The sequence below is a fragment of the Halovalidus salilacus genome (assembly GCF_031852275.1).
In the GTDB taxonomy this organism is placed as follows: domain Archaea; phylum Halobacteriota; class Halobacteria; order Halobacteriales; family Natrialbaceae; genus Halovalidus; species Halovalidus salilacus.
The window spans coordinates 1,516,260-1,542,427 of sequence record NZ_CP134700.1 but is presented as its reverse complement, the minus strand read 5'-3'; the positions used below and the strand labels follow the sequence as shown (position 1 = coordinate 1,542,427).

At 67.5% G+C, this 26,168-nt stretch carries 21 protein-coding genes and 1 pseudogene; 8 read left to right on the top strand and 14 right to left on the bottom strand.

Features of this window, described 5'->3' with window-relative positions; genetic code table 11:
• Positions 1-12: 12 nt before the first annotated feature.
• Complete coding sequence (locus tag RJT68_RS07650; protein ID WP_407039769.1) at positions 13-1,689, bottom strand: Na+/H+ antiporter NhaC family protein; 1,677 nt, start codon at positions 1,687-1,689, stop codon at positions 13-15.
• Positions 1,690-1,967: 278 nt separating this feature from the next.
• Here RJT68_RS07650 and RJT68_RS07645 point away from each other — a divergent pair, with 278 nt between their 5' ends.
• Complete coding sequence (locus RJT68_RS07645) at positions 1,968-2,513, top strand: DUF6735 family protein (RefSeq protein WP_407039768.1); 546 nt, start codon at positions 1,968-1,970, stop codon at positions 2,511-2,513.
• Between the two features lie 33 nt (positions 2,514-2,546).
• On the opposite strand, the gene RJT68_RS07640 is transcribed toward RJT68_RS07645, so the two are convergent.
• Positions 2,547-4,370: a DNA mismatch repair protein gene (locus RJT68_RS07640; protein ID WP_407039767.1), complete on the bottom strand. Its 1,824-nt coding sequence runs from the start codon at positions 4,368-4,370 to the stop codon at positions 2,547-2,549.
• A 324-nt stretch (positions 4,371-4,694) separates the two neighbouring features.
• Between RJT68_RS07640 and purF the strand changes: the two genes are divergently transcribed.
• On the top strand, positions 4,695-6,167 hold the full coding sequence (purF, locus tag RJT68_RS07635; protein ID WP_407040342.1) for an amidophosphoribosyltransferase: 1,473 nt from the start codon (positions 4,695-4,697) through the stop codon (positions 6,165-6,167).
• A gap of 30 nt (positions 6,168-6,197) precedes the next feature.
• Here purF and RJT68_RS07630 read toward each other — a convergent pair whose 3' ends face one another.
• The 4 genes and pseudogenes from RJT68_RS07630 to RJT68_RS07615 all read right to left on the bottom strand — a co-directional run.
• The gene (locus RJT68_RS07630; RefSeq protein ID WP_407039766.1) at positions 6,198-7,121 is read right to left on the bottom strand and encodes a hypothetical protein; all 924 of its coding nucleotides are present in this window, start codon (positions 7,119-7,121) and stop codon (positions 6,198-6,200) included.
• An 83-nt stretch (positions 7,122-7,204) separates the two neighbouring features.
• Complete coding sequence (locus RJT68_RS07625; protein WP_407039765.1) at positions 7,205-7,987, bottom strand: YihY/virulence factor BrkB family protein; 783 nt, start codon at positions 7,985-7,987, stop codon at positions 7,205-7,207.
• Between the two features lie 342 nt (positions 7,988-8,329).
• Positions 8,330-9,241: a CAP domain-containing protein gene (locus RJT68_RS07620; protein WP_407039764.1), complete on the bottom strand. Its 912-nt coding sequence runs from the start codon at positions 9,239-9,241 to the stop codon at positions 8,330-8,332.
• Positions 9,242-9,381: 140 nt separating this feature from the next.
• Positions 9,382-9,675, bottom strand: a pseudogene (locus RJT68_RS07615) (lycopene cyclase domain-containing protein); the annotation flags it as partial.
• Positions 9,676-9,807: 132 nt separating this feature from the next.
• Here RJT68_RS07615 and RJT68_RS07610 point away from each other — a divergent pair.
• The gene (locus RJT68_RS07610) at positions 9,808-10,965 is read left to right on the top strand and encodes a CBS domain-containing protein (RefSeq protein ID WP_407039763.1); all 1,158 of its coding nucleotides are present in this window, start codon (positions 9,808-9,810) and stop codon (positions 10,963-10,965) included.
• Between the two features lie 81 nt (positions 10,966-11,046).
• On the opposite strand, the gene radB is transcribed toward RJT68_RS07610, so the two are convergent.
• Positions 11,047-11,784, bottom strand: a complete 738-nt coding sequence (radB, locus tag RJT68_RS07605; protein WP_407039762.1) for a DNA repair and recombination protein RadB — start codon at positions 11,782-11,784, stop codon at positions 11,047-11,049.
• Positions 11,785-11,962: 178 nt separating this feature from the next.
• Positions 11,963-12,319 (bottom strand): response regulator, encoded by a 357-nt coding sequence (locus tag RJT68_RS07600; RefSeq protein WP_407039761.1) that lies wholly within the window; start codon positions 12,317-12,319, stop codon positions 11,963-11,965.
• Positions 12,320-12,434: 115 nt separating this feature from the next.
• On the opposite strand from RJT68_RS07600, the gene RJT68_RS07595 reads away from it, so the two are divergent.
• A complete protein-coding gene (locus tag RJT68_RS07595; RefSeq protein WP_407039760.1) occupies positions 12,435-13,214 on the top strand; it encodes a hypothetical protein in 780 nt (259 codons plus the stop codon).
• A 119-nt stretch (positions 13,215-13,333) separates the two neighbouring features.
• Here RJT68_RS07595 and RJT68_RS07590 read toward each other — a convergent pair whose 3' ends face one another.
• A complete protein-coding gene (locus tag RJT68_RS07590; RefSeq protein ID WP_407039759.1) occupies positions 13,334-13,693 on the bottom strand; it encodes a PGF-CTERM sorting domain-containing protein in 360 nt (119 codons plus the stop codon).
• A 241-nt stretch (positions 13,694-13,934) separates the two neighbouring features.
• Positions 13,935-15,326, bottom strand: a complete 1,392-nt coding sequence (gene larC, locus RJT68_RS07585) for a nickel pincer cofactor biosynthesis protein LarC (protein WP_407039758.1) — start codon at positions 15,324-15,326, stop codon at positions 13,935-13,937.
• 353 nt (positions 15,327-15,679) lie between these two features.
• Here larC and RJT68_RS07580 point away from each other — a divergent pair, with 353 nt between their 5' ends.
• The gene (locus RJT68_RS07580) at positions 15,680-17,911 is read left to right on the top strand and encodes a CDC48 family AAA ATPase (protein WP_407039757.1); all 2,232 of its coding nucleotides are present in this window, start codon (positions 15,680-15,682) and stop codon (positions 17,909-17,911) included.
• Positions 17,912-18,278: 367 nt separating this feature from the next.
• On the opposite strand, the gene RJT68_RS07575 is transcribed toward RJT68_RS07580, so the two are convergent.
• Both RJT68_RS07575 and RJT68_RS07570 read right to left on the bottom strand, forming a co-directional pair.
• Positions 18,279-19,211, bottom strand: coding sequence for a DMT family transporter (locus RJT68_RS07575; protein ID WP_407039756.1), 933 nt, complete (start codon positions 19,209-19,211; stop codon positions 18,279-18,281).
• Between the two features lie 172 nt (positions 19,212-19,383).
• Positions 19,384-19,749 carry a DUF7344 domain-containing protein gene (locus tag RJT68_RS07570; RefSeq protein ID WP_407039755.1) on the bottom strand — a complete coding sequence of 122 codons (366 nt, stop codon included), beginning with the start codon at positions 19,747-19,749 and terminating at the stop codon, positions 19,384-19,386.
• A gap of 303 nt (positions 19,750-20,052) precedes the next feature.
• Here RJT68_RS07570 and RJT68_RS07565 point away from each other — a divergent pair, with 303 nt between their 5' ends.
• The 3 genes from RJT68_RS07565 to RJT68_RS07555 all read left to right on the top strand — a co-directional run bounded on the left by RJT68_RS07565 (position 20,053) and on the right by RJT68_RS07555 (position 21,727).
• Positions 20,053-20,706, top strand: a complete 654-nt coding sequence (locus RJT68_RS07565; RefSeq protein ID WP_407039754.1) for a ribonuclease H family protein — start codon at positions 20,053-20,055, stop codon at positions 20,704-20,706.
• A gap of 127 nt (positions 20,707-20,833) precedes the next feature.
• Positions 20,834-21,286, top strand: a complete 453-nt coding sequence (locus RJT68_RS07560; RefSeq protein ID WP_407039753.1) for a DUF2240 family protein — start codon at positions 20,834-20,836, stop codon at positions 21,284-21,286.
• A 33-nt stretch (positions 21,287-21,319) separates the two neighbouring features.
• A complete protein-coding gene (locus RJT68_RS07555; RefSeq protein WP_407039752.1) occupies positions 21,320-21,727 on the top strand; it encodes a hypothetical protein in 408 nt (135 codons plus the stop codon).
• An 86-nt stretch (positions 21,728-21,813) separates the two neighbouring features.
• Here the strand turns inward: RJT68_RS07555 and RJT68_RS07550 are convergent, their stop codons facing one another.
• Positions 21,814-24,012 carry a right-handed parallel beta-helix repeat-containing protein gene (locus tag RJT68_RS07550; protein ID WP_407039751.1) on the bottom strand — a complete coding sequence of 733 codons (2,199 nt, stop codon included), beginning with the start codon at positions 24,010-24,012 and terminating at the stop codon, positions 21,814-21,816.
• A gap of 231 nt (positions 24,013-24,243) precedes the next feature.
• Complete coding sequence (locus tag RJT68_RS07545; protein ID WP_407039750.1) at positions 24,244-26,166, bottom strand: methyltransferase domain-containing protein; 1,923 nt, start codon at positions 26,164-26,166, stop codon at positions 24,244-24,246.
• Positions 26,167-26,168 lie beyond the last annotated feature (2 nt).

The following is a 26,168-nucleotide window of genomic DNA, read 5'->3' as shown; positions in this document are numbered from 1 at the left end:
GAAATCGGCGGTCTAGTCCGTCGCCTCCGTCGAATCGCCCGCGGGTTCCGGAGCCGCTTCGCCCTCCTCGAAGTCGGCCCGCTGGGCGACCGGCTCGATCCCCTTCCGCCGCGCGTCGACCTCGGAGAGGCCGTAGACCAGGCCGATCAGCAGGAGGACCCCGAGCGGGAGGAAGATCGCCGGCTGGACGCCGAGGTAGCCGTTCAGGAGGTACGCCACGATGACCACCAGCAGGACGGTCGTCGCGTAGTACGCCTGCGTTCGGACGTGGTCGATCAGGTCGGCGCCGGTGAACGTCGACGAGAGGACGGTCGTGTCGGAGATGGGGGAGGTGTGGTCGCCGAAGATCGCCCCGGAGAAGACGGCGCCGACGACGATCGGCGCGAGGGAGAAGTCGCCCGTCAGGTCGAACGCGACGGGGATCGCGATCGGCGTGAGGATCCCCATCGTCGCCCACGACGACCCCATCGTGAAGGCGATGACCGCCGCCGTCAGGAGCACGACGACGGGGAATACGCTCGGAGAGAGGGTGCCCTCGACGGCGGCCGAGACGAAGTCCCCCGTACCGAGTTCGTCCGTCACGGTGCTGATCGACCACGCCAGCACGAGGATCGTCACCGCCGTCAGCATCAGGTGGAACCCCTCGAGGACGGTCTCGACGCCCTCGGCGAGGTCGAACAGGTCGTAGGCGAGCCCGATGACGATCGCGGTGACGACCATGGCGAACGACCCCCAGATGAGCGCGCTGGCCCAGTCGGCCCCGCCGGCCACGTTCTCCGCGAACCCGCCGAGCGAGAGCGCCAGGAGGTCACCGACGCCGGCGAGTTCGGCGGCCTGGTAGCCGGTCCACAGGGCGCCCGCGACGGTGACGACGATCAGCGCCGCCACCGGCAGGAAGAACGTGCGCAGCATCGGCCTGTCCGTGATCGGCGGGCTCAGGTCTTCGTCGACCTCCTGGAGCGGGACCGCGCCCTCGCGGTTGACCCGTCCCGTGGTCCACGAGCGGTGCTCGGCGTCGAGCATCTCCCCGTAGTCGCGGCCGCTGAACACCACGATCGCGACCATGACGATCGCCAGCAGCGCGTAGGCGTTGTACGGAATCGACTCGAGGTAGACGGTGAACGCGCTCGGTACCTCCACGCCGGCGGGATCCCCCACTTCGTCGAACCCCTCCTCGATCATCGACAGCTGGTACGCGACCCAGCTCGAGATGCCGATCGTCGCGACCGGCGCTGCGGTCGAGTCGACGATGTAGGAGAGCTTCTCCCGGGAGATGCGGAACCGATCGGAGATGTCCCGCATGGTCGAGCCGACGATGGCCGTGTTCGCGTAGTCGTCGAAGAAGATCACGACGCCGAGGAACCACGTGACAGCCGCCGTCGTCCGCTGACTCTCGAGGCGTGAGGCGGCCCAGTTCTGGATCGCGAGCGCGCCGCCGAGGCGCCAGATGAGTGCGACGCCGGACCCGAGAAACAGCGTGAACAGCAGGATCCGGACGTTGAATCCGTCGTCGGCGATGATCGCGGCGACGATCCAGTCGAAGGTCTGTGCGATGCCGTGCCCGCCCGTGTATATGACAGCTCCTGACCACACGCCGAGGAACAGGGAGAGCATCGGTCGCCTCGTGACGATGGCCAACAGGATCGCGAACAGCGGCGGGAATAGCGACAGAACGCCGAATTCAGCCATATTCGTGTAGCTGTGAGGTGGGTTCATAATACTTTTCTAAACCGTTCGACGACATTCAATATTTATTACAAAAGTGGCGGCCAACGACCCGCAGGGAGCTAACACCCCGGCGGTTCGTCACAGTGTCGAGGGAGCCACGTCAGGTTCAAATAGGGTGGGGAGGCCAGACCGACCGATGCGACGCGAAGACGTTCGGACGAAGGCGGCGACCGGTGAGACCCGAAAACGCGTCTGGAGCGAGCCGACCCGGTCCCGAAACCGGTCTCGCGCGAAGGGGAATGGGACATAGAGCGCTCGTCGGCTACCGGCGGCCCGATCGCCTCTACGACCTCCGGTACAGCCACTGGGGCGGCGACGACCTCGCCCTCGCAACCCGGATCACGGCCGACTCACCGCTGGCCGCCGGCGCGGTCGACTCCGACCTGCTCGCCGACTCGGTCGCCCTGGAGCGCATCCTCACCGACTACCTCGACCCCCGCGTTCACGAGGCGCTCTACCTGGTCTCGCGGGAGTTCGAGGTCGAACCCTACCGCGTGCTCTGGCTCGAGTGGGGGGACGGCCGCGAACAGGGGCGCGGGGCGATCACGCGCGTTGCACCGCGAAAACGCGACGTCGAGGTCCGGACGTGGTTCCGCGCGACGAAAACCGTCCTCGCCGACGTCATCGAGATGGGCGCGCTCTCGAGGCGGGCCGCTCAGTCGTACCTCGAGGCGCGCGTGTGCGAGGACCAGGGCGGGCGCGTGTACACGTACGGATCGTCGCTCGACGAGGACGGTCCGGAGTACACGCCGACGCCGGACCGCTGGACGGAGGGGGATGAATAACGGGAGCCGAGCCCGACGGGCGCGACGGCCGGGTCAGTCGCGCTCGCTCTCGTTCCACCGGGCGTCGACGAGCGTCCGCTGGACGACGTCGTGCCCGACCGCCTCCGCGAGCGTCTCGAACCCCGCTCGCTCGGTGCGGTCGCTCGCGTTCGCCACCAGCCGCGAGACGATGAACTCCGGCGTCGACCGACCGACGGTGTCGAACCGCGGCTGGTAGTCGACGAGCAACTCGAGGTCCGGGCTCAGCCCCTCCGCGAAGATGCCGTCGACGCGCGCCTCCTCGGGCAGCGGCTCGAGGTCGTCCGCGAGGTGGGTGACGAACACGCCGAGCGCCCCTCGATCGACCGAGAGCGTGACGAGGCCGTGGAGCAGGTCCGCCGCGCTGCCGGGTTCCGTGATCGCCTCGAACTCGTCGACCAGCATGAGGGTCCGACCGCCCGCCGACAGCGGCGGCACGATCGAGCGCAGCGTCGACTCGAGGACGCCCGCGTTGAAACTCGCGTGGCGGCGGTGGAAGACGAGCGAGTCGACCGGCGTCACCACCGCCCGCTCGGCCGGAACGGGTAGGCCCATCATCGCCAGCAGGACGACCTGGCAGAGGGTCTCGAGGAGGGTCGTCTTTCCGCCGCTGTTCGCCCCCGTGAGGACGGCCACTCGCTCGGTGCCGGGGACGGTTTCGGCGTCGTCGTTCGCCGCCCCGAAGCCGCCGCTCGGATCGATCGCCTCGGAGTCGTCGATACCGTGCTGTCCGAGGCCGTACGTGACGGGCTGGACCGACTCGTCGTCCCTGGCGGCGAGCGTGAGGTTCCGAGCGTCGACCACCGAAACCGCCGGTTCGTCGCCCCCGTCGGCGAACCGGGGTCGGGTGCTGTCGTAGGCGAGTGCGAACCGCGCCAGCGAGAGGTGGAGCGCAATCTCGTCGACCGCCGACACCGCCCGGTCGACCGCGTCGGCGGCGGACGTGAGGGTCTCCTCGAGGTCCGCGACGACGGCCTCCTCTCGCTCGTCGACGGCCGCGGTGAGGTCCGACCGGAGGCCGCGGAGGGTGCCCCCGACGAAGTCGGTCGCGTCGGCGGCGTCCCGCGGCATCGCCTCCCGAACCTGGTCGATGGTGACCTGCGTTTCGCTGAGCAGGCGGTCCTCGAACGCGTCCCGGAACGCGTCGACGTCGCGAACGCCGTCCGAGCGCAGGTCGTCGATCAGCGAGAGCGCGTTCGCGTCCATGTCCTCGACCGCGCCGAGGGCGTCCCGGAGGCGGTCGAGTTCCTCGTCTGCGCCCGGTCGGACGCGCCCGTTCTCGTCGAAGGCGGCGAGCGCGTCGGCGGCCTCCTCGAGCGCCTCCCGCTCGAGGTCGGCGACGGCGGAGAAGGGACCGGAGTCGACGCCCGCCTCGAGCAGCGCGAGCGCGGCCTCGACGGCGGCGCGTTCGCTCCCGTCGCGCTCGTCGTAGCGCTCGTAGGCTTCGAGGACGGTTTCCCGATCGTCCTCGTCCAGCGCGGCCCAGGCGTGGCGCGCAGCGAGGACGGAATCGAGGCGGGCTTCCATCTCGTCGCGGTCCGTGAGCGGGGTGAGGACCCGTATGCGATCGGCCGCGCGCCGGGTGACCGCGTGTTCGACCGCGAGGTCGAGCAGTTCCTTGTACGCCGCGAGCGCGTCGCTCGTCGCCAGCACGTCCATCCCCGGACCCCCGGTCGCCCGCCGGAGGATCCGCGTCGCTCGGCCGCGGGGGAGTCCCGCGTCCGCCAGCGCGCGGACGTCCCCGCGTTCGATCGCCTCGATCGCCGCCTCCCGACCGAGTTCCTCGATCAGCGTCGCGCGCGTCTTCGGACCGACGCCCCAGTACTCCTCGAGTCGCATACTCGGGAGTTCGAGCGAACTGATATGAACGCTCGGTCATCGCTCGAGCGACCGAGGATACCCACGTTCGTGGGAACGCGCCGAAGCGGAGACGCCGGTAGCGCGGTACCGTGTCGACGGACCGCTGCCCTCGGCGGCCGCTGCGAGTCGGGTACCACCCGATCGTTCCCGCTGCGGCGATCACGGTCGACTATATCCACAAACGTGCATACTACGGGCACTAGAGAAAACTGAAGCAGGCACAAACACGGGGATTTTTATCGACTCGGCACCCAACTGACTCCCATGACAGTTGGGCGGGGCGAGACTCCCCGGCGAACAGGGATGACCGAAAAGTGCGGCGTCGTGGGCGTCTCACTCGACGGTCGATCGGCGGCGCGGCCGCTGTACTACGCGCTCTACGCGCTCCAACACCGCGGACAGGAGTCGGCGGGGATCGTCACCCACGACGGCTTCCAGCAGCACAGCCACGTCGAGATGGGGCTGGTCGGCGACGTCTTCGACGAGGACGACCTCGACGTGCTCAACGGCTCGGCGGGGATCGGTCACGTTCGGTACCCGACCGCCGGATCCGTCGACTCCTGTTGCGCCCAGCCCTTCTCCGTCTCGTTCAAGAGCGGGTCGCTGGGGCTCAGCCACAACGGCAACCTCGTCAACGCCGAAGAGATCCGCGAGGAACTGGCGGATCTGGGCCACGCGTTCACCAGCGACGGCGACACGGAGGTCATCGCCCACGACCTCGCGCGCAACCTGCTCGAGGAGGACCTCGTGCGCGCGGTCAAGCGAACGATGCAGCGCATTCACGGTTCGTACTCGCTGACGATCAGCCACGACGACACCATCCTCGGCGTTCGCGACCCACGGGGCAATCGGCCGCTCTGCATCGGCAAGCTCGAGGACGGCTACATGCTCGCATCCGAGTCGGCGGCGATCGACACCCTCGACGGGGATCTCGTCCGTGACGTCCGCCCCGGCGAACTGGTCGTCCTGCGGGCCGACGGCAAAGAATTCGACTCCTACCAGTTGATCGAGCGCGAGCACACCGCCCACTGCTTCTTCGAACACGTCTACTTCGCGCGCCCGGACAGCGTCATCGACGAGACGCTCGTCTACGAGGCCCGCCGCGAACTCGGCCGAAAGCTCTGGGAGGAAAGCGGCGTCGAGACCGACGTCGTGATGCCCGTCCCCGACTCCGGGCGCGCGTTCGCCTCGGGCTACGCCGACGCCGCGAGCGAGACGACCGCCGACGGCGAACCGCGGAATGAACTCGACGACGGGGTCGAGTTCGCCGAGGGGCTGATGAAGAACCGCTACGTCGGGCGGACGTTCATCATGCCGACCCAGGACGAGCGCGAGCGCGCGGTCCGGCTGAAGCTCAACCCGATCCGATCGACCGTCGAGGGGAAAACGGTCACCCTGATCGACGACAGCATCGTCCGCGGGACGACCTCGACCCAGCTCGTCCAGTTGCTCAAAGACTGCGGCGCCGACGAGGTCCACATGCGCATCGGCTCCCCGCAGATCCTCGCGCCCTGCTACATGGGGATCGACATGGCCACCCGCGAGGAGCTCATCGCCGCCGACAAGACGACCGAGGAGATCCGCGAGGCCATCGACGCCGACAGCCTGGCGTACCTCTCGACCGACGCCGTCGCCGAGGTCCTCGGCAAGGAGCGCATCGACCTCTGTCTCGGCTGCGTCACCGGCGAGTACCCCTACGACATCGAGGGCGAGGAGACCGATCGCGAGGTCGAGCGCCCGGAGATCGGCGGGGAAACCGTTCACGCCGCCGACTGACGCGCCGGGGTCCTCGCTTTCGGGAGACCGTCAGCGCGAAAACAGTCGTTTAATTCGACCGAACAGTCCGCTCGAGCCGTCGCCGTCGTCCGATTTCTTCGTAGCGGACGACGTATCGCCGTCTTCGCGCGCCGCCGTCTCCGACTCACCGGGGGCGCCACCGGGACCGACCGCGCCGGCGAGCGGGCCCGCGTCGTTCGGGAGCGCGTCACCCCGTACCGTCGGTCCGGTTTCGGTCCCCGCTCGAGGCGGTTGCGAAGCGTCCTCCGTGGACTCGAGGTCGTCGAGCGTGAGGTCGAGTTCGTCGATCTCGGGGGTTCGTTCCCGCCCGTCGACCGCTTCCGCAGCGCGGACGTCCGCGCCGGTGATCTCGTCGCGCTCGAGGCGATGATCCGGGTCGGGATTCGACTCGCCGTCGTTCGGTTCGTCGGCGCGAATCGAACCCCCACGGTCGGTGGACTCCGATGGTTCGGGGGCCTCGCCGGCGGTCGGCGATGCGTTCTCGTCTCGGCGGATCGACGCCACGGCCGCGGCCGCAGCGTCGATGGTCTCGGATTTCGAGGGCGCGTTCGCGGTCGAACCGCGCTGGTGCTTCCGGCCGTCCACCTCACACGTACCGTCGGACGCGCGCGAGTCGCTGTCGGTCCTGTCCAACTCCGCCCCAGTCGCACCCAACTCGACGTCGTCGTCCGTACTCTCACTCGGCGTCCCGAGTTCGGTCTCGTCCTCGAGCGGGTCGGACGTTCCGTTCGTCGGACGGTCCGCCGCGTCGGTCTCGCCGTCCGGCGTCACCTCGAGCGAGTCGAGGATGTCGTCGACGCTCCGACTCGAGACGACTCGACGGGGGCCGCCGCCGGGCGTCGAGAGGCCGCCGACGGATTCGAGTTCCGGCGTCGAGTCGGCGTCGCCGTCGGTCCCGTCGTCGGGTTCGGTTGGCGCTCGGTCGTCGCTCATGGGTGTGGGGTGGCGACCCGGAGGGGATAATCGTTTCCCTCGGAGTACGGTTCAACTAAGTACACACTCTCCTTCACTGATGATCACGCCGCCAGCTCCGGTCGCGAGACGACGACGTTGAGGACGGCCCCGAAGAGGATCAGGATGCCGGCGAAGTAGAGCCAGGTGACGAACAGGATGACGGCGCCGACGGCACCGTAGGCCTCGTACTGGCCGGCGGTCGACGCGTAGAGTTGGAAGCCGATCTGGAGGACCACCCAGCCGACGGCGGCGAACGCGGCCCCCGGAAGCACTTCGCGGGGGGCGACGTCGATCGGGGGGAGGACGTAGTAGATCGGCACGAACACGAGGACGAGACCGAGCAACAGCGCGAGCGAACCGAACGCTCCGGCGAACGGAATCGTCCCGGAGAGGAACCGGAGGACGGCCCCGATCACGACCATCAACGCCATCGCGGCCGCGCCCGAGACGATGACGACGAGCCCCTGGACGATCTGGTCGGAGAGCGAATCCTGGACTTCGGTCCCGTACACCACGTCGAACGCGAGGCTGAGGCCGCGAAACACCTTGAGCGCACCCCAGGTCGAGACCAGGAGCGCGACGACGGTCGCCTCGGCCCGGCCCGATTCGGTCGTGAGGACGTCCGTCAGGAGTTGCTCGCCCGAAGCCGGGAGGAAATCGCCGGCGATCACGACGAGTCGTTCGGCCAGCGCCTCGCCGCCGAGCAGCGAGCCGACGGCGAGCGCGAGCAACACCAGGGGGATCAACGAAGCGAACGCGTAGTAGGCGAAGCCGGCCGCGAGAAACGTTACCTCTCTGTCGCTCGCCGTTCGATAGACGGTGACGAGCGTCTCCTTGTATGCCATCGATATCCCGACCGTACGACCGGCCGAGCAAAGAGTGAATGGCGTCGCTCGCAGTAGCTGCGTCTCGGTTCCTCGAGTCGTGTGCTCGCGTCGGTTTCCCTCCGCGGTCCCGCTGTCGAACGCCGCCCATCCACGCGCCGCCTCACCGCGGACGCTCCCTCGAAGCACCGTCGGCACACCTCACAGACTCCCTCACCGCTCGTCACAGACGTCCTCACCGCTCGTCACAGACGCCCTCACCGCTCGTCACAGACGCCCTCACCGCTCGTCACAGACGCCCTCACCGCTGGGCAGCTGAGCACGAACGGCGTCGATACGCGCCACAGAAGTCGCTACTCATCCTCACAGCCCTCGGGATCGCTCGTCACAGAAGTTCTGGGTCGCGTACACGCGTCCCTCGTCGGTGACGTGGACGCCGACGCCGGCACGGTCCCAGGAGCCGCGCACGTTCTCCTCGAGGATGGCCTCGCGGTGGGGCGTGGAGTTCATCCACTGGTCGACCAGTGCTTCGGCGATCCCCTCCGCGGTGTAGTACTCGGTCGCCGAGTCTCCGCCGGACGCTTCGACCGGTTCGTCGAGCCAGTTCATCGCGATGTTCTCGCCGTAGCCGCGGCAGTAGCTCCCGACGTCGTCGAACCGGTCGAGCGGCTTCTCGCCGTCCGGATTGACGTGATCGAAGTAGTCCCGCTCCGCCATGTCGGCGCTGTGGGCCCGCGAAACCGACGCGATCGTCCCGTCCCACTCGAGGGACTCGAGGCCGTGTTCGTCGCGCCGGTCGTTCACCTCCGCGTGGACGAAGTCCTCGATCGTCACCGAGGAGACCTCCTCCACGTCGGTTTCGTAAGTCGTCTCGCCGGGGTCGTCGGGATCCGTCCGCTCGGGGTCGCGATCGCCGGCGACGGGCGGTTCCTCGCTCGGCGACGGTCGATCGTCGACGCCGCGCAGGTCGCCGAGATCGTCGACGTCCTCGACGCCGTCGATGACGAACGGGGCGGCCAGCGCGGTGGCGAGCGCGAGCGACGCACAGAGGAGGAGGAAAACGAGGACTCGGAGGACGGACGCGACGCCGGCGACGTCTCGCGTTCGGTTCGCAGACGGCGGCGCCGCTCGCCTCGAGTCGGCGTCCGATGCGGCGGTTCCATCCGATGGACCGTTAGACGTTCGAGAGGCGTCGAAACCGCGGGCGTTCTCGACGTCCGGTTCCGAGGAGGGAGGGCGGGTTCGGGGGTGCGGTTCGGTGCCGTCGGCGACCATCACCGTCCGGGTACCAGATGCCGCCTCATGACCGCCGCGGTACCTCGCACAGGGTGAAACCCGCCAGTCGCGGTGTCACCCTCGGAGCCGCTACGGTCGGCCGATGACGACGCGTCCGGGGCGCGCAGTTCGTCGGTCGCGCCGAAGATCGTCTCGTGCACGCCGACCACCAGTCCCGGCACGACGGCCATGAAGAGGTGCTCCTCGAGCGGGATGCCCGCCACGTCGATCCCCGTCCGAAGCTCGATGTCGAAGACGCCGACGGCGAGGGTGTACCGATCCCAGGCGTAGGCGACGGGGTAGAGCGCGAGGATGGTCACGCACGCCCGGCGGAGGGCGCCGGCCCGCCGGAGCAGGACGAGGGCGATCGCGCCCCAGAACAGTTCGGTGGCGAGGTAGGTGTACCGCCCGAGGACGCCGATATCGAATCGCATACGCCGGCTTCCACGTACGGGCTCAAAAGCGCGGGGGCGATCGACCGCCGGACGGCGGTGGGGGAAATTCCCGGCTTTTCGTAGCCGGGCGGTACGTTAAATACCGCGGCGCGAATATCTCCGCACAGAACGATGGATATCGCCGAGATCGCCACCACGGAGTACATCGAGGTCGACGTCGGAACGCGCATGGGGAAGGTCCGTTCGACCTTCGAGAATGGCAACCCCAAGGGAATCATCGTCACCGACGACGGCGAGTACCAGGGCGTCATCAGCGAGCGGGAAGTGCTCCAGTCCCACGTCGAGGACGACGCCAAGGTGGCGGCGCTGATCAAGCCGAGCCGAAACGCGCCGGCACCCACGGTCGACCGGAACGAGGACGTTCGGGAGACCGCCCGCGTCCTGATCGAGAGCAACGCGAAGGTGGCGCCCGTCTTCGAGAACGGCGATCTCTGGGGCGTCATCTCAGATGACGCGATTCTCGAGGCGGTACTCGACAACCTCGACGCGCTGACCGTCGAGGACATATACACCGACGAACCCGTCACCATCCGGGAGGACGACGGAATCGGCCGGGCGATCAACTACCTCCGAGAGAACGGCATCTCCCGGCTGCCCGTCCTGAACGAGAACGGCTTTCTGGCCGGCGTCGTGACCACCCACGACATCGCGGACTTCGTGATCCGCAAGAGCCACTCGACGACGACCGGCGACCGCGTCGGCGACTCCGAGCGGATGCTCGACGTCCCCGTCTACGACATCATGAACAGCCCCGTCGAGACGACGACGCTCGACGCCACCGCCAAGGAGGCCGTCGAGACGATGCTCGAGCAGGACTACGCGGGGCTGATGGTCACCCCCGAGGACGACGACCGGATCGTCATCGGCGTCATCACGAAGACGGACGTCCTGCGGGCGCTGACGTTCACCGAGGAGGAGCACATGGACGTCCAGATCACCAACGTCTCGCTGCTCGACACCATCAGCCGCGAGTCGGTCGTCCAGAGCATCGAGGACGCCTCCGACAAGTACGCGGACATGCAGGTGTTCCACGCCCACGTCCGCTTCCACGAGCACAACGAGAAGCTCCGCGGGACGCCCCTGATCCAGGCCAAGATCCGCCTGCGGACCAACAAGGGGCAAGTCGCCGGCACCGGCGAGGGCTACGGCGCGGAGAACGCCTTCCGCGTCGCCCTCGACAAACTCGAGCGCAACGTCCTCGAACTCAAGGGCGTCCAGAGCGACGAGGAGTACCGCGGCCAACTGCTGCGAAAGCTGAACGAAATTTGAGGGCGTAGCTCCCCCGTCGTTTTGCGTTTCGAACTCACCGAGAGAGCGAGCCGCGATGAACGGGCTCGGATCGGTGGCCGGTTAGAATCCCGCCGCGTCGTCGGTTCCCTCGAGGCCCGTTTCGGTGATCCGGAACTGGACGGACTCGCCGGCGGGCTTCGAGCGGTGCTTCTCGAGCGTCGCCCGCCTGTTCCCCCCGCGGAATCGGTCGATCCTGACGACGACGCCGGTCCAGTGTTCCAAGGTGTTTCCGCCGAGGGGGCGCGTGCGGTCGGAGTCTGGGTCGGCGAACACCTGGTTGGTCAGGACGACCGCGAGGTCGTACTTGCGCGCGAGCGAGAGCAGGTGGGTCACCTGTCCGGTGACGCTGCGCAGGGCGTCGCCCTCCGCGCTGTCTTCGCCGCGCTCGAGGCGGTAAAAGCCGGTCGCGCTGTCGAGGACGATCAGGTCCGCCCGATCGGCGAAGTCCTCGGCGTCCCGGACGGCCTCGGATTGCTCCTCGAAGTCGAACGCGTCCTCGATGACGATCCGCGAGGCGACCTCGGCGATCTCGTCGTCCGCGTTGTCGGCCGGGTCGGTGCCTTCGGCGTCGACGCTCGCCGAGAGTAGTTGCTGGAACCGATCGACGGAGACGCCCTCGGTGTCGATGTAGACCGCCGTTCCCCCAGCGACAGCCGTTTCCACCGCGCCCGAGAGCGCGAGGTTCGTCTTCCCGGCGGCCGGCGGGCCGTACAACTGCGTCACGGTGCCGCGTTCGAATCCCCCGCCGAGTAAGTCGTCGACCGGACCACAGCCGGTCGGGATCGGCTCCCCGTTCACGGTCGTCGTTGGAAGGTAGGACGCAAAAACCCCCCGGAACCGATCCGACTCGGGCGTCCACCGCCCGGGCGTTCATCGCCGCTCGAGGGGACCCGCGCGACCGTCGGCCGGTCCATCGTCGATCGCTCTCGGCGGACTCGAGGTCGAGGGGTGACCGTGATCGGAACGCGAATCCCCCTCAGATGACGTCCTCGATCGCTTCGACGATCATCTCCTCTTCGAACGGTTTCAACACGTAGCCGTCGGCGCCGGCGTCGATCGCGTCGCGCATGCGCGACTGCTGGTCGACGCTCGTACAGAAGACGATCTGGATCTCGGGCTTTCGTCGCTTGATGACGCCGGTCGCCTCCACGCCGTCGACCTCCGGCATCACCATGTCCATCAGGACGACGGTCGGCGAGGCCGCCAGCACCTTCTCGACCGCTTCCTTTCCGTTCTCGGCCTCGTCGACCACGGTGAAGCGGTCGCTCACGATCTCCCTGAGCATCCCCCGCATCAGTTCCGAGTCGTCGACGATCAGCACGTCTGCACCCATGGGGACACCTCTCGTCCTTTTCAAAAGAAAATTTACGTTTTACTTCGGACAGGTGCCGAGTACACGGTACCGGAAGACGGCATAGTTTATTCGAATCCCGGACGAAACGCCACCCGTGATCGTCGTCGCCACCGCCGACTTCGAGGTCTATCACGAGGTCGTCACCGAACTCAGAGACCGCGGAGCGACGTTTACGACCGTCGAACCGGACGAGGAGCCCCCCGAGCGGACGGCCGTCGTGGTGACCGACGCGGACCACGTCGACGCCTTCGCGGACGTGACGACGATCGTGGCCGAACCGGACGACCCCCGCCGCGCCGTCGACGAGGCGCTCTCCGCCGTCAGAGGTGGGGGTGGGCGAACGATCATCGGGGTCGATCCGGGGAAGAAACCCGGCATCGCAGTCCTCGCGGGCGAAGTGATCGTCGCCGCGTTCCAGGTCCCGCTCTCCGACGCCGTCGACGTCATCCGGCGGGAGGCTGCGGAGGAGACGGCGCCCGTCGTCCGCGTCGGCGACGGCTCCCGCCTCGAGAGCGCGAAGCTGGTCAACGAACTGGAGGACGTCCGGGTCGAACTCGTCGACGAGACGGGGACGACGCCGTACCTGGGCATCGGGGCGAGGGGGATGGGCGACGTCCTCGCCGCGGTGAACATCGCCCGCCTCGAGGGCGAGGCCGTCGACACTCGGGAGATCGAACCGACCGCGGGCGAGTTGCAGGTCATCAAGGATCGCTCCCGGGAGCGTAGCGAGACGAACCGGGCGATCGACGAGGTGCTCGCCCGCCGCGTCGCTACGGGGGAGTTGACGGTCGACGAGGCGCTCGAGGTCCACGATCGAAAAAACGATGCGTCCGATGATTCGGAAACCGACGTCGGTTCGACCGAACAACACTGATCGTCAGATCCCGACCCGTTCGTCTTCGAGCCCGCGACGTCGACTCGAGCGCCGACACGGAGCCGATCGATACGACTGAACGGCGATCGGCGTAAACGGCAGTCGTTGAACTGCGTCGCTTACGCTCGCGTTCGGAGTCCGAGCATCGCGGCGGCGAGGAGCGCGACCGCGGCGGTGACGGCGCCGAAGCCGGGCATCTCGTCGTCGGTCTCCGCTTCGTCGCTCTTCTTCTCGTCATCGGCGTCGGTCTTCTCGACGCTCGCCTCGTCCTCCTCGTCGCTCGTCTCGCTCTCGTCGTCGCTCTCGTCCTTCTTGTCGTGGGACTCGTCGCCCTCCGTCTCGTCGTCGTCCGACGTTTCGTCGACGGTGGTCGACTCGGCGGACGCGTTCTGAACGTTCGTGTTCTCCTGCATGCTCACCTGGAACGTGGACGCGCTTCCGTCGTCCTCGGCGACCGAGAGGGCCGTGTTCGAGTTCAAGTTCGCCTGCGAGACGTTCTGGCTCTGCTCGATCTCGGCGGTCGAGTACTGGTCGCCGTCGTTCAGCTGGTCGCTGTCCCCGTCGTAATCGAAGGTCGTCCCGTCGACGTCCTCGACCGAGTCGATCGAGATCGACCTGTCGGACGATCCGTCCGATCCGGGGGACGACGGCGACTCGTCGGACGAGTGAGCCGGCGTCGGCGATATCCTCAGTATCGGTTCGATCGGTCAAGATCGGCGGTCACTCGAGACCGTCGAGAACGTCCCGTTCCGCCCGACTGACGATCTCCCGGATCGCCTGGCCGGTCTCTCGAGCCACCGCGTGCGCGTCGTCGTACTCCGCGCTGACGTCGTACACCTCGCCGTCGGCGTCGCTCGCGACTTTCACCGCGACCTCGTGGCGCTCGCCGTCGATCTCGAGCGCCACCGTCATAAACTCCCGATTCGCGATCCAGCGGTGGGTCACGCCGGCGTCTCGCACGCCGAGCGTCCCGGTCTCTTCGGCGAGGCGGCGGGCAACGCGCTCGCGATCCTCGGGTTTGCAGATCACCTTCACGAGGTGGCCGGGTCGGGACTTCTTCATCGTCACTGGCACGACGGAGACGTCCCGCGCGCCCGCGTCCGCGAGCCGTTCCTGCAACCCCCCGAGCACCTCGGGCGTCGCGTCGTCGAGGTTCGTCTCGAGGACGGCGATGTCATCGCGTTCGAGTCGCCCGCGGGACGTCCCGACGAGAACCCGAAGCACGTTCGGGTGGAGCTCGAGGTCGTAGCCGCCCGCGCCGTACCCGGATGACTCGAGGTCGAGCGGCGGCAGGGTGTCGACACCCTCGGCGACGTGCCCGAGGATCGCCGCTCCGGTGGGGGTGAGCAGCTCCGCCTCCACGGGTCCTCCCCGAAGGGCCCAGTCGGCCCGTCGCGCGATCTCGACGACCGCCGGCGTCGGAACGGGGTACTCGCCGTGGCTCATTCCGACGGTGCCTCCGCCGGTCGACAGCGGGGTCGTCACGACGCGATCCGGCTCGAGGTCGGCTAGCAGGAGCGCCGCGCCCACGACGTCCGCGATGGCGTCGTCCGCGCCGACCTCGTGGAAGTGTATCCCCTCGAGATCCTCGCCGTGCACGCTCGCCTCAGCCTCCCCGAGCAGTTCGAAGATCGCGAGCGCGTCGGCTTCGACGGACGGCTCGAGGGCCATCCCCTCGACGATCTCGCGGACCTCGAGGTAGCTCCGGTGGGGGCCGTGCCCCTCCGCGTGGACGTGCTCGTGTTCGTGATCGTGGCCGTCGCCGTGCTGGTGATCACCGTGATCGTGCGCGTGCGAGTGATCGTGGTGAGAGTGGGCGTGCGAGTGGTGGCCGTGTTCGTGTCGGGGGTCCGTGCCCTCGTGATCGCCCTCCGCCTCGGAATCGCGCTCGCCGTTGCCGGGTTCCTCGTCTCGAGCGTCGGCGTCCGTCAACAGGACGTCCACCGTCGTCGAGGCGATCCCGCACTTCTCGGTGTCGTCGACCCGGTACTCGACCTCGAGGGCGTCCTCGACGGTGGAGAGGACGGAGGGGTCTGCGCCGGCGTCGAGCAGGCTCGCCAGGATCATGTCGCCGCTCGCTCCCATCCGTCCGTCGAAGGCGAGTAGTCGCATACCTAGAAGGCCGGCCGGTCCGGTATAAAAGCGTCCGGTCGGCGCCGCGGACCCCTCCGGACTCGGGGCGAGCGGGGAACTCGTCCACCCGCCGACGGACGTCGCCGACGGCTCGAGGGCGATCGGCGGCGTTCGTCATCGAAGCCCGTGGATTCCGCGCACGTGTCACATGTATGACCGAAACATGGAATTTCGTCGGAACTAGGCACAGCAATGGCCGGGTCCGGTACAGCTAACTGTCCTCCTGTCCGAGCTACATATGATAGTGCGTAGCACAACCGGTAGACTCCGTCTAGCAAAAGAGCTATCCGGAACCGAATCGGAGAGTTAGACATCGCCGTCCATCCCTAATCATGAACGAAGTCCAACTGGAGGTTGCCAAGGCGTACCCGAACGACTCGGGTCGTGGTATCGCCCGGCTCGACCCGGACACGCTGTTGCACCTGAAGCTGAGTCCGGGCGACATCATCGAGATCGAAGGCGCGGATACGACCGCCGCGAAGGTGTGGCGGGCCGATCGACAGGACTGGAACACCGACACGGTCCGCATCGACGGCTTCACCCGGCAGAACGCCGACGTGGGTATCGGCGAGCGGGTGACAATCCGAAAAGCCGAGGCCACGAAGGCGAACAAGCTCGTGCTCGCCCCGCCCGAGGAGGCCTCGGTGCAGTTCGGCTCCGACGCAGCGGGCATGGTCAAGCGCCAGATCCTGAAGCGCCCGGTCGTCGGCCGCGACATCGTCCCGGTCATGTCCTCGACGAACCACCCATTCATGCGGTCGCCCGGCCAGGCGATTCCGCTCATCGCCGTCGAGACGGAACCGGAGGGCGTCGTCCTCATCACCGAGGACACCGACGTCGAACTGCGCGAAGAGCCCATCTCGGGCTTCGAGAAGACCGGCGGCGGAATTACCTACGAGGACATCGGGGGCCTCCAGGGCGAGATCCAGCGCGTCCGCGAGATGGTCGAGCTGCCGATGAAACACCCCCAGATCTTCAAGAAGCTGGGGATCGAGCCGCCCCAGGGCGTCCTGCTCCACGGGCCGCCGGGCACCGGGAAGACCCTGCTCGCCAAAGCGGTCGCCAACGAGACCTCCGCGAGTTTCTTCTCCATCGCGGGTCCGGAGATCATCTCGAAGTACTACGGCGAGTCCGAACAGCAGTTACGCGAGATCTTCGAAGACGCCAGCGAGGAGGCGCCCGCCATCATCTTCATCGACGAACTCGACTCGATCGCCCCGAAGCGCGAGGACGTCACCGGCGAGGTCGAACGGCGCGTCGTGGCCCAGCTCCTGACGATGATGGACGGCCTCGAGGCCCGCGGACAGGTCATCGTCATCGCGGCGACCAACCGCGTCGACTCCGTCGACCCCGCCCTCCGTCGCCCCGGTCGGTTCGACCGGGAAATCGAGATCGGCGTCCCGGACGAGACCGGGCGCGAGGAGATCCTGCAGATCCACACGCGCGGGATGCCGCTGTCGGACGACGTCGACCTTTCCGACCTGGCCGACGAGACCCACGGCTTCGTGGGAGCGGACATCGAGAGCCTGACGAAGGAGGCGGCGATGAAGGCCCTGCGCCGGTACCTCCCGGAGATCGACCTCGACGAGGAGGACATCCCGCCGAGCCTGATCGACCGGATGATCGTCAAGCGCACCGACTTCCGCGGCGCGCTCAACGAGGTCGAACCCTCGGCGATGCGCGAGGTGCTCGTCGAACTCCCGAAGATCTCGTGGGACGACGTCGGCGGCCTCCACGACGCCAAAGAGCAGGTCCAGGAGTCCGTCGAGTGGCCGCTCAACACCCCCGAGCGGTTCGATCGGTTGGGGATCGACCCGCCGGCTGGCGTCCTGCTGTACGGCCCGCCCGGCACCGGGAAGACGCTGATGGCGAAGGCCGTCGCCAACGAGACGAACGCGAACTTCATCTCGGTGCGCGGCCCGCAGCTGCTCAGCAAGTGGGTCGGCGAATCGGAGAAGGCCATCCGGCAGACGTTCCGCAAGGCGCGGCAGGTCTCGCCGACGGTGATCTTCTTCGACGAGCTCGACGCCCTCGCGCCCGGCCGCGGCGGCGAGGTCGGCTCGAACGTCTCCGAGCGCGTCGTCAACCAGCTGCTGACCGAACTCGACGGCCTCGAGGAGATGGAGAACGTGATGGTCATCGGCGCGACGAACCGCCCCGACATGATCGACCCCGCGCTCCTGCGCTCGGGTCGGTTCGACCGCCTCGTCATGATCGGCCAGCCCGACGTCGAGGGCCGCGAGCGCATCCTCGAGATTCACACGGAGAACACGCCGCTCGCGGCGGACGTCAGCCTGCGCGAGATCGCGGAGATCACCGACGGCTACGTCGGCTCGGACCTCCAGTCGATCGGCCGCGAGGCGGCCATCGAGGCCCTGCGCGAGGACCACGAGGCCGACATCGTCGAGATGCGCCACTTCCGCCAGGCCATGGAGAACGTCCGGCCGACGATCACGGACGACATCCTCGACTACTACGAGCGCATCGAGGAGGAGTTCACCGGCAACGCGGGCCCGGTCGAACCCGGGACGGGACGGCGCGGCAGTCGCATCGGATTCCAGTGAGTCGGTAGGGACGCTTCGGACGGCGTCCGATTTCGGTTTCGGGTTCCGCTTTTTTCCGATCGGTCGTCGAACGCCGATCGACGCGCTTCCGGCCGGAATTCGGGTCGAAACACGCTCGAGCGGGTACGATTCGAGACCAACGCGATAGAGTGACGTGTGCGGTGAGCTGTTGGCAGTCCGTCGACTCTCCGCGCTCGCCTGGTCGGTACCCGTCCCGATTCTCGGTGATCGTCGCCGACTCGCCTCGGCCTCGCCTCTGTGTACCGGTCGACGTCGGCCGACGCCGTCGCAGTCGATCGCCGACGGTCGTTCGACGGTCGATGCCGCGAACCTGGCGCTCCGTCGGACGCGGTGAACGCCGGGTCGATCAGTCGCCCTCGCTCGAGCGGCCTCGTCCGGCGTGCCCGAGTTCCGCCCGGATCGCCCGACGCTTCACGAGGACGAATCCGACCGCGATGAGGGCGAAGCCGACGGCGGTCGCGGCGTCGACGACCTCTCCCAGGTAGAGCCAGCCGAACAGCGTCGCGAAGACGGGAGCCACGTACGAGACCATGTTGATCTCGACCGCGCCGAGGCGCTCGAGGAGTTCGAAGTACAGCAGAAATCCCACGGCGCTCGCGACGAGCGAGAGGTAGGCGAGCGCGCCGACGGCTTCGAGGTGAAGCCACTCGCCCGGTTCGATCGGTTCGCCGAGCGCCAGGCTGCCGACGTGCATGAGCGCCGCTCCGCCGAGCATCGACCACGCCTCCATGGACTCGATCGGCATGTCGACCTCGAGTCGTCGAGTGAGGACGCTCCCGAGGGCGAACGACGCCGCGGCCGCGAAGACGAGGAACGTTGCGACGACGTCGGCCGCCAGCAAGTCGGACCGTGAGGGGCTGGCGACGACGACGACGCCGGCGAGCCCGAGGAGGACGCCCGCGACGCCCACCGGGGAGAGCGCGTCGCTGGGGAGCAACGCTCGAGCGAACCCCGTCGTGAGCACTGGCGAGAGGCTGACGACGATCGAGGCCGCTGCCGCCGTGGTGTGCTGTTGGCCGACGAAGAGGAACGCGTGGTAGGCGGCGATCAGCAGCGTCGCGCCGACGGCGACGAGCGCCCACTCCGCCCGACCGCGGGGGATCGGATCGTCGACGGCGTATGCGGCGTACCCCAGCATGACGAGCCCGGCGACGTCGTACCGGACCGCCGCGAACAACACCGGCGGGAAGTACGCGAGGCCGGCGCTGATCGCGACGAAGGCGGTTCCCCAGATGGCTGCGAGCGCGAGAAAGAGCCCCAGCGTACGATATCTGCCCACGGTCGAACTCTCGGCGAAACGGCCCTATATATTTCGTTATCAGCAAGCGGCGGGCACGATCCGATCAGTTCGAGCAAAATAGCCCCGCTTCGGGCACGGACGTCCGAAGAAGCGTGCCTCCCGTCGAGACGAAAATCGGCATCAGGAGGTGAACGAGAGCGGTCGGATCGACTCAGAGCGGCGGTCGTTCGCGAATCTCGGGGACCTCTTCGGTCTGTTTGAACTGCTCGAGGATCGGCTTGACGTCCTCGAAGCCCTCGGCGAGTACCACGTCCCCGCTGCGGAGGTCGTAGTCGACGATCTCGTAGTCCGCGAGTCGCGGCAGGTGGTTGTGGACGAGCGAGATGTAGAGCGTCTGCCGGGTGCCCTTAGGGACCTCGTCTTCGGGGACGCCCTCCTCCCAGGCGGCGATCTGATCGATGAGACCCTCGATCGTCGCGCACTCGTCGTCGGCCAACTGGTAGAGCAAGTACCGGCGTTCGGATTCCGCGAGTAACGTACAGGCGACTTTCATCCGTTCCGCCGAAGATCGTTGCATATGGAGAGGTGATCCGGTTCGGTATTACCCTTGCTGCCAAAGTATGTTGGCTCGCGTCGCGATCGTTAAAATAATGCTAGAGGTGGGCAGAGTATACTAGTTTCTTCGTGATTATCCCCGGAAATATACTCTCCCGAATCGCGGGTGAGTCTCGGTGGACGACAGATCGGCGCGACGACGGATCGAGACTGGGGGTTCTCGATCACGGAGACGCGACCTCAGGTCGCGTCGGCCAACGTCCTTGCAGTGATAACAGTTAACACGGGCAGAACACCTAAGTACGGATGGGACTTATCCGTATCCATGGCCGCTCACGGCCGGCCCGCACTGCGGGACCTGTTCGACGAGTCGCCCACGCCGCACATCGCCCATCCTCCTCGCACCCACCACCGAGACTTCTACGTCGCGACCGACGGATCGTTCCGGAAGTCCGGCGGCGGCCTGGGCGCAGTCATCGAAACGCGAGACGGAACGCGAGTCGCTCGAGTGTCGACGATCGACGCCCCGCCGGATAACAACGTCGCCGAGTATCGGGCGCTCCACCTCGGACTCGACGTGCTGGCCGCGCGCGCCCCGCGGAACGCGCGCGTCGGCGTCCTCGTCGACCACGACGCCCTCGCCAGTAACGTCAACAACGCCGTCCTCGCGTCGAATCACCCGGAGTTCGAACCGCCCCAGCCGTACTCGGTGCCGCGGGAGACGCGGTACCACTGGCGCGGGATCCAGGCCAGACTCAACGGCTTCGGCGAAGTCCGCGCCGCTCGCATCGACAGCGATCAGAACCCGGCACACCCGCTCGCGAACGCGCCCGAACAGTACGCGCACGTCAACCGAGAACTCGACCGGTGCGTCCTCCCCGACCCGCCGGAACGGTCGGCCGCCGGCGCGAGCGCGAGCGAGTTCCCCCCGCCGTCGCGCGCGAACCGCCACGGGAGCGGCGGTCGCGCGTCGGACTGACTCGAGCGCGACGGGTCGAACGTCACCGGCTGCGGCCGAACCCGCACCGTGGCCGTACCCCTCGTCCGACTTCGAGACGGCATCGGTATCGCTACCGTTATTTCCCCTCTCGGAGGAGTCCCTCCCGATGAGCCTTCGCGTCGCCGTGGCCGCCCCGTTCGTCCAGAACGGGGCGCGCAGACTCCGCGAGAACGAGTTCGTCGTGGCGCTCTCGCTCGATCGCGACTGGTTCTCCCCCGACCAGTCCAAGCGGCTGATCGACGTCGCGACGGGGGAGGGGCTGCTCGAGCGGGAGGACGCGGACCTCGTCTGCACGTTCGATCCCGCCGACGTGACGGTCCCGGACGAGTTCGTCCCCGACGACGACCTGCTCCGCGAGCGCTCGGCGTTCGAACGCGTGCTCGACGCCCTCGTCGCCGAAGGGGTGGAGAAACACGAGGCGGTCGGCGCCATCAACTCGCTCCAGCAGGACCTCGGAATCACGATCGAGGCCGCGGCGGTCGTTCACGCTCGGCGCGCGGGACTCGACGTTTCGGACCTCGCGCCGATCGCCCGCACAGCGCTCTCCGCGGATCGGTAGGCGTTAGGGGGTCGTCGACCTCATGCGGAACCGATGGTCGAAGATCGGATCACCGACGGCCGACGGATCGCCGAGTTGCTCGCCTCCGAGGTCGACGGCCGCGAGGACGGCCACCTCGGCGACCTCGAGATCGCCGACCCCGACCGGGACGTCGAGCCGACCCCCGACGGGGCTCGAGCGTACGCCGTCTCGTTTTCGGCGGAACCAGACCGAACCGGCGATCGCCTCGCGCGGGCGTTCGTCCACCCGGAGCGGGTCCGACTCGAGTTCGACCGGGGGGTCGACGCGACCGTCGAGGCTGCGGGAGACGTCGGCCTCCGGGTCCGTCCGAAGGCGACGACGCCCCCGAAGACGCTGGTGTTCGTCGAGAGCGGCGCGGAGGTGAAGCGCGCGACCGACGTAATTCAGGCCGCGTGCGGGTCGTGCAACGAGTCCCGGTAACGCGGCTACCGGCAGGGAGTCGAGGGAACCGCCTCCCGGTCGATCGACGATCGGAGGACGAACGAAAATGCGGGCCCCGTCGACGATCAGAAGTCGTCGGGGTCGAGGCGGGTCAGGTCGGCGTAAACGTGGGCCGATCCGCTCTCGAACGCGAGGTCGGTTACCGAGCCGGAGTAGCGGAACCGCTGGAAGCCGCGCTCGATCGTCCCTTCGGCGGTTCCGCTCGAGACGACCGTCGCGTATTCGTCCGACGCGTCCCACGGGATGGTCTCGATCGCGCCGTCGACACTCACCCGGTACTCGGCATCGGAGCCGTTTCCGACGATCGTCAGGACGTGATCGAGCTCCTGGCCGTAGTCGGACGGATCGACTTCCTCGTCGTCGATCAGCACGCGGGCCGTGCCGTCGACTGAGAGGTCCTCGATCTCGCCGTCGAATCGGAAGGCGTCGCGCCACCCGGAGACGCTACCCGTGACCGTGCCGTCATCGTCGATCGTGTCGTCGCCGATCGAAGCGGACCGGTAGGTCGACTTCTCGACGTCGCCGGTGACGGTGAACTCGTAGTTACTCGTTCCCGAGCGGCCGACGCCGTCGATCAGGATCGTCCGGTCGAGGGCGTCTTCGTCCTCGTCGTCCCGGTGCCACGGCATGTCGCCCTTCCAGTCGTCGCCGGTCGCCCCCTCGCGCGGGTAGCGGCTGAGGTGCGACTGCTGGTCGTTGACCCGCACGTCGGCGTCGCCCTCGACGGTGACGTCGACCAGCAGCGTGTCGAACTTCCAGGCGTGGCGGGTGACGGTCAGACGACCGGCCGCGCGCGAGCCGTCCTCGCTGACCCACGTGAAGTCCTCCTCGATCTCCGCGCCGTTGTACGTCGACGGCACGATGGGGCCCTCCTCGACCTCGAAGTAGTAATCGACCGGCTCGTCGGTCTCGGGGATGAATTCGTAGGAGTGCTCGAGCTCGGACTCGTCGATCTCCTCCTCGTCTTCGTCCCCGTCCTCGTCGTCCTCGTGCCACGGCATGTCGCCCTTCCAGTCGTCCCCGGTGGCCCCCTCGCGCGGGTAGCGACTGAGGTGCGACTGCTGGTCGTTGATGCGCACATCGGCGTCGCCTTCGACGGTGACGTCGACCAGCAGCGCGTCGAACTCCCAGGCGTGAGGGGTGCCGGTGAGACAGCCGGCCGCGCGCGAACCGTCATCGCTGACCCACATGTGCTCCTCCTCGATCTCCGCGCCGTTGTACGTCGAAAACTCGATGGGGCCCTCTTCGACCTCGAAGTAGTAGTCGAACGGCTCGTCTGCCTCGGGGATGAACTCGTAGACGTACTGGAGGTCCGAGTGGTCGCCGAGGGATTCCAGTTCCTCGGTCGCTCCGCCGGCGGCCTCCTCGGGGCTCGAGGGGATGTAATCGGGCATCGACGTGTCCGCCCCGCCCGAGCTATCGACGTTCTCCTCGCTGACGGGGTCACCGCCGTGGTAGCCGTCGTGGACGGTGTCCCTGATCGTCGCCCGCGTGTCGTCCCGGATGTGGATCGACTCGGCGTACGACCCCGAGTCGAGCTCACAGCCGTTGACCTCGACGCTCTCTCCCCACAGCCAGACGGGCCGGCCGTTGTACCGTCCGCCGTCGTTGTGGGCGATCGAGTCGTTGACCGAGGAGCCGTCGGATCCGATGCGGAACGTCGACACGTAGTTGTTCGCCCCGTAGCACTCCTCGATCGTCACGCGCCCACCGCCGGAGTAGTGGGGGGCGTTGGCGTAGATGCCGTTGTTCGGCCAGTTCTGGACGTTACAGCGCCGAATCGTGAGGTTTCCGGAGAAGTCGCGGTGGGCGAAGATGCCACACTGGCCGTGACTCGAGTAATTATCCGGCCGGACGCAGCCGTCGCCCAGATAGCAGTTCTCGATCAGGACGTCGCCGCTCCCGCCGACGACGATGCAGTGTTGATCGTGTTCGTGGGTTCCCTTGAAGCCGACGTTCCGGATGGTGCAGTCGCCGGCGGCGTAGATCTGGTAGTAGTTGCCGTTGCTGAAGTCGATGACGACGTTCTCGAGAACGTCGCCGTCACGGAGCGTGTGGCGTTTGTTGTCCGCCTCGATAACCTCGTACTCCTCGCCGGCGGCGCTCGCCGAGCCGGCCATGACGGCCGCGGCCGCGGTCGCCGACCCGGCCAGTTTCAGGTACGATCGTCTGTCGAGTAACGTATTATCACTGGAGAGATCGCCCCCTTCAGCGCGTTTACCTCCCGATTTTCCGTCATCCGCTACCGATGGATCGCGTGCCATACGTTCCTCTAACAGGAGTTCTGATACATAAGCTTTCTCCAATTCGTGAATAAAAAACGGAGAATTTCATTAAATCGTGAACTAATATCGGCCAAAAATTCGAATATGTGCAGCGTTTTTATACGGGGTGAGAAGTGATGAGGGGTCGTCGGTCGTGGGCCAACGGGAGACGTCGGACTCGAGCCGTCCCCTTCGACGGTCGACGAACCTATCGACGCCGTGAGTCGACGTTCACTCGCCGTCGAGAACCGTCGATCGGGAGAGCTCCATCAGCGTGGCCGCCGCCTCCACCCTGGTGTCCATCGTTTCCGTGTACGTGCTGACGGCGTCGACCCGATAGTCGAGTTCGATCCGGTTGACGAAGACGCTCGGCAGATATACTTCGAACGTCCGGACGGGAACGTCGAGCGCGTCGCAGTAGCGACGGACCGCGGCGCGCGTCACGTCGGCGTAGGGGCTCTCCTCGCAGAGCGCCGTCCGAACGCCCGCCTCGAGATCGCCGAGGACGCGCGTCGCCGTGTTCACGACCAGGAATCCGGCGTCCACGATCGGGTTCCCCTCGATCGCGCCGTACTCCCAGTCGATGACGCTCGTAACCGTCTCCCCGTCGACGTGGACGTTCCTCGCGATGAAGTCGCCGTGAACCGGCGTCGTAAACGTCGTCACCGCCTCGTCGACTGGCGGCGGCTCGAGCCCCGCGGGTTCGAACCCGAGGTCCCGTCGCACCTGCTCGGGGGAGCGGTCGACCGGCTGACTGCGGAACGTCCGCTGGAACTCGACGAGCCAGTCGAACCCGATCCGAAGGACGCGTTCGTACGCCGCCGGATCCTCGGCCAGATCGTACTCGAGGAGGCGACCGTCCGCGGGCCGTTCGACCCTCGCCTCGCCGAATCGCGATTCGGCCGGCCGACCGCCCGGGAGGGTGTCGACGATCGGGTCGTCGGTCTCATGGAGGTGCGAGAGCACCGCGTTCTCCCGCTCGGTCAGTCGCTCGTGGCGTTTCCCGTTCGGCACCTTCCAGACGCGATCGAGTTCCGCCCCCGACGACTCGAGGACGACGGAGCGAGACCGCCCCGGAATGACGAGCGGATCGTCGAACGGAACGTCTGGCGCGTCGCGATCGTTCGTGCAGACCGCCACCACGCTCGGGGCACACCGTCGAAGCAGTCCGAACCGGGCTCCGAGTCGGACGAGCGGCTTCGCCAGGCGGCCGAGCCACCCTCGCTTGTCGAACACGAGGCTCGAACAGCGCTCCAGGGCGCGCTGGCTCTCGACGTCGAAGACGAAATGGGGTCGACTCGCATCGGGGAGGACCGCGTACACGGATCCGTCCGCGAACCCCGCATCGTCGATCGCCCGCCGATACGCGCTCGGCGTTGCGGCTCCCAACTCGCGAGTGTCCCTCGGCCGCTCGTCGAGGCCCATCAGATCGGTGAGCCCGACGTTCCGGGGCCAGCCGTCGGCCGCGAAGATCACCGTCCCGTCGTCGGTCGCCAGTTCGTGCAACCGTCCGATCGACGTTCGAACCTCGCTCCCGGACCGACCGGTGAAGTCGGCGACGATCGTGTCGAACGATCCCGGCGCGAACGGCAGGTGATCGACCGGCGAGTGAATCGGAACGACGCCACCGCTCGCTTCGAAGTCGTCGCGGGCCGCGGCGACGCGCAACCGGTTCACGTTCGGCTCGAGGGCGGTGACCGACTCGCAGAGCGAAGCGAGTTGCATGGTCCGCCGACCGAACCCCGCGCCCACCTCGAGACACCGACCACCGATCAGCGGCGCCGCGAGCAGCTTCCACGCGTCCCGTTCGACCTCGTAGAGTTCGGAGAGGACGGCCTCGCGACGACGGTGGTCCTCGAGGACCGTCGCCGCCGCCTCGCGGATCGACGCCCGTTCCGCGACGTCGGCGAGCGCCTCCAGTTCGTGGCTCTCGAGCAACGGGGTCGCTCGAGAACGGGTCGTCGAGCCGGGATCGGCGTCCGAACGGCCCGAGGTGTCGGGCGGGTGAATCGACGGAATGCCGTGTCGTACGTTCCCCTCGAACGAGCAGGTTCGACACGAGAGCGAGTCGATCGGGAGCGGTGCATCACAGCGCGGACAGCGCAACGGAACGTCCTCGGTCGAGCGAGGACGAGTGTGGGTTCGCTCCGACATCG

What these genes read in the sequence shown, in the direction of transcription:
- RJT68_RS07650 (WP_407039769.1), bottom strand. Translation starts at nt 1,689, where the DNA reads ATGGCTGAATTCGGCGTTCTGTCGCTATTCCCGCCGCTGTTCGCGATC.
- RJT68_RS07645 (WP_407039768.1), top strand. Translation starts at nt 1,968, where the DNA reads ATGGGACATAGAGCGCTCGTCGGCTACCGGCGGCCCGATCGCCTCTAC.
- RJT68_RS07640 (WP_407039767.1), bottom strand. Translation starts at nt 4,370, where the DNA reads ATGCGACTCGAGGAGTACTGGGGCGTCGGTCCGAAGACGCGCGCGACG.
- purF (WP_407040342.1), top strand. Translation starts at nt 4,695, where the DNA reads ATGACCGAAAAGTGCGGCGTCGTGGGCGTCTCACTCGACGGTCGATCG.
- RJT68_RS07630 (WP_407039766.1), bottom strand. Translation starts at nt 7,121, where the DNA reads ATGAGCGACGACCGAGCGCCAACCGAACCCGACGACGGGACCGACGGC.
- RJT68_RS07625 (WP_407039765.1), bottom strand. Translation starts at nt 7,987, where the DNA reads ATGGCATACAAGGAGACGCTCGTCACCGTCTATCGAACGGCGAGCGAC.
- RJT68_RS07620 (WP_407039764.1), bottom strand. Translation starts at nt 9,241, where the DNA reads ATGGTCGCCGACGGCACCGAACCGCACCCCCGAACCCGCCCTCCCTCC.
- RJT68_RS07610 (WP_407039763.1), top strand. Translation starts at nt 9,808, where the DNA reads ATGGATATCGCCGAGATCGCCACCACGGAGTACATCGAGGTCGACGTC.
- RJT68_RS07600 (WP_407039761.1), bottom strand. Translation starts at nt 12,319, where the DNA reads ATGGGTGCAGACGTGCTGATCGTCGACGACTCGGAACTGATGCGGGGG.
- larC (WP_407039758.1), bottom strand. Translation starts at nt 15,326, where the DNA reads ATGCGACTACTCGCCTTCGACGGACGGATGGGAGCGAGCGGCGACATG.
- RJT68_RS07580 (WP_407039757.1), top strand. Translation starts at nt 15,680, where the DNA reads ATGAACGAAGTCCAACTGGAGGTTGCCAAGGCGTACCCGAACGACTCG.
- RJT68_RS07570 (WP_407039755.1), bottom strand. Translation starts at nt 19,749, where the DNA reads ATGCAACGATCTTCGGCGGAACGGATGAAAGTCGCCTGTACGTTACTC.
- RJT68_RS07565 (WP_407039754.1), top strand. Translation starts at nt 20,053, where the DNA reads ATGGCCGCTCACGGCCGGCCCGCACTGCGGGACCTGTTCGACGAGTCG.
- RJT68_RS07560 (WP_407039753.1), top strand. Translation starts at nt 20,834, where the DNA reads ATGAGCCTTCGCGTCGCCGTGGCCGCCCCGTTCGTCCAGAACGGGGCG.
- RJT68_RS07555 (WP_407039752.1), top strand. Translation starts at nt 21,320, where the DNA reads ATGGTCGAAGATCGGATCACCGACGGCCGACGGATCGCCGAGTTGCTC.
- RJT68_RS07550 (WP_407039751.1), bottom strand. Translation starts at nt 24,012, where the DNA reads ATGGCACGCGATCCATCGGTAGCGGATGACGGAAAATCGGGAGGTAAA.
- RJT68_RS07545 (WP_407039750.1), bottom strand. Translation starts at nt 26,166, where the DNA reads ATGTCGGAGCGAACCCACACTCGTCCTCGCTCGACCGAGGACGTTCCG.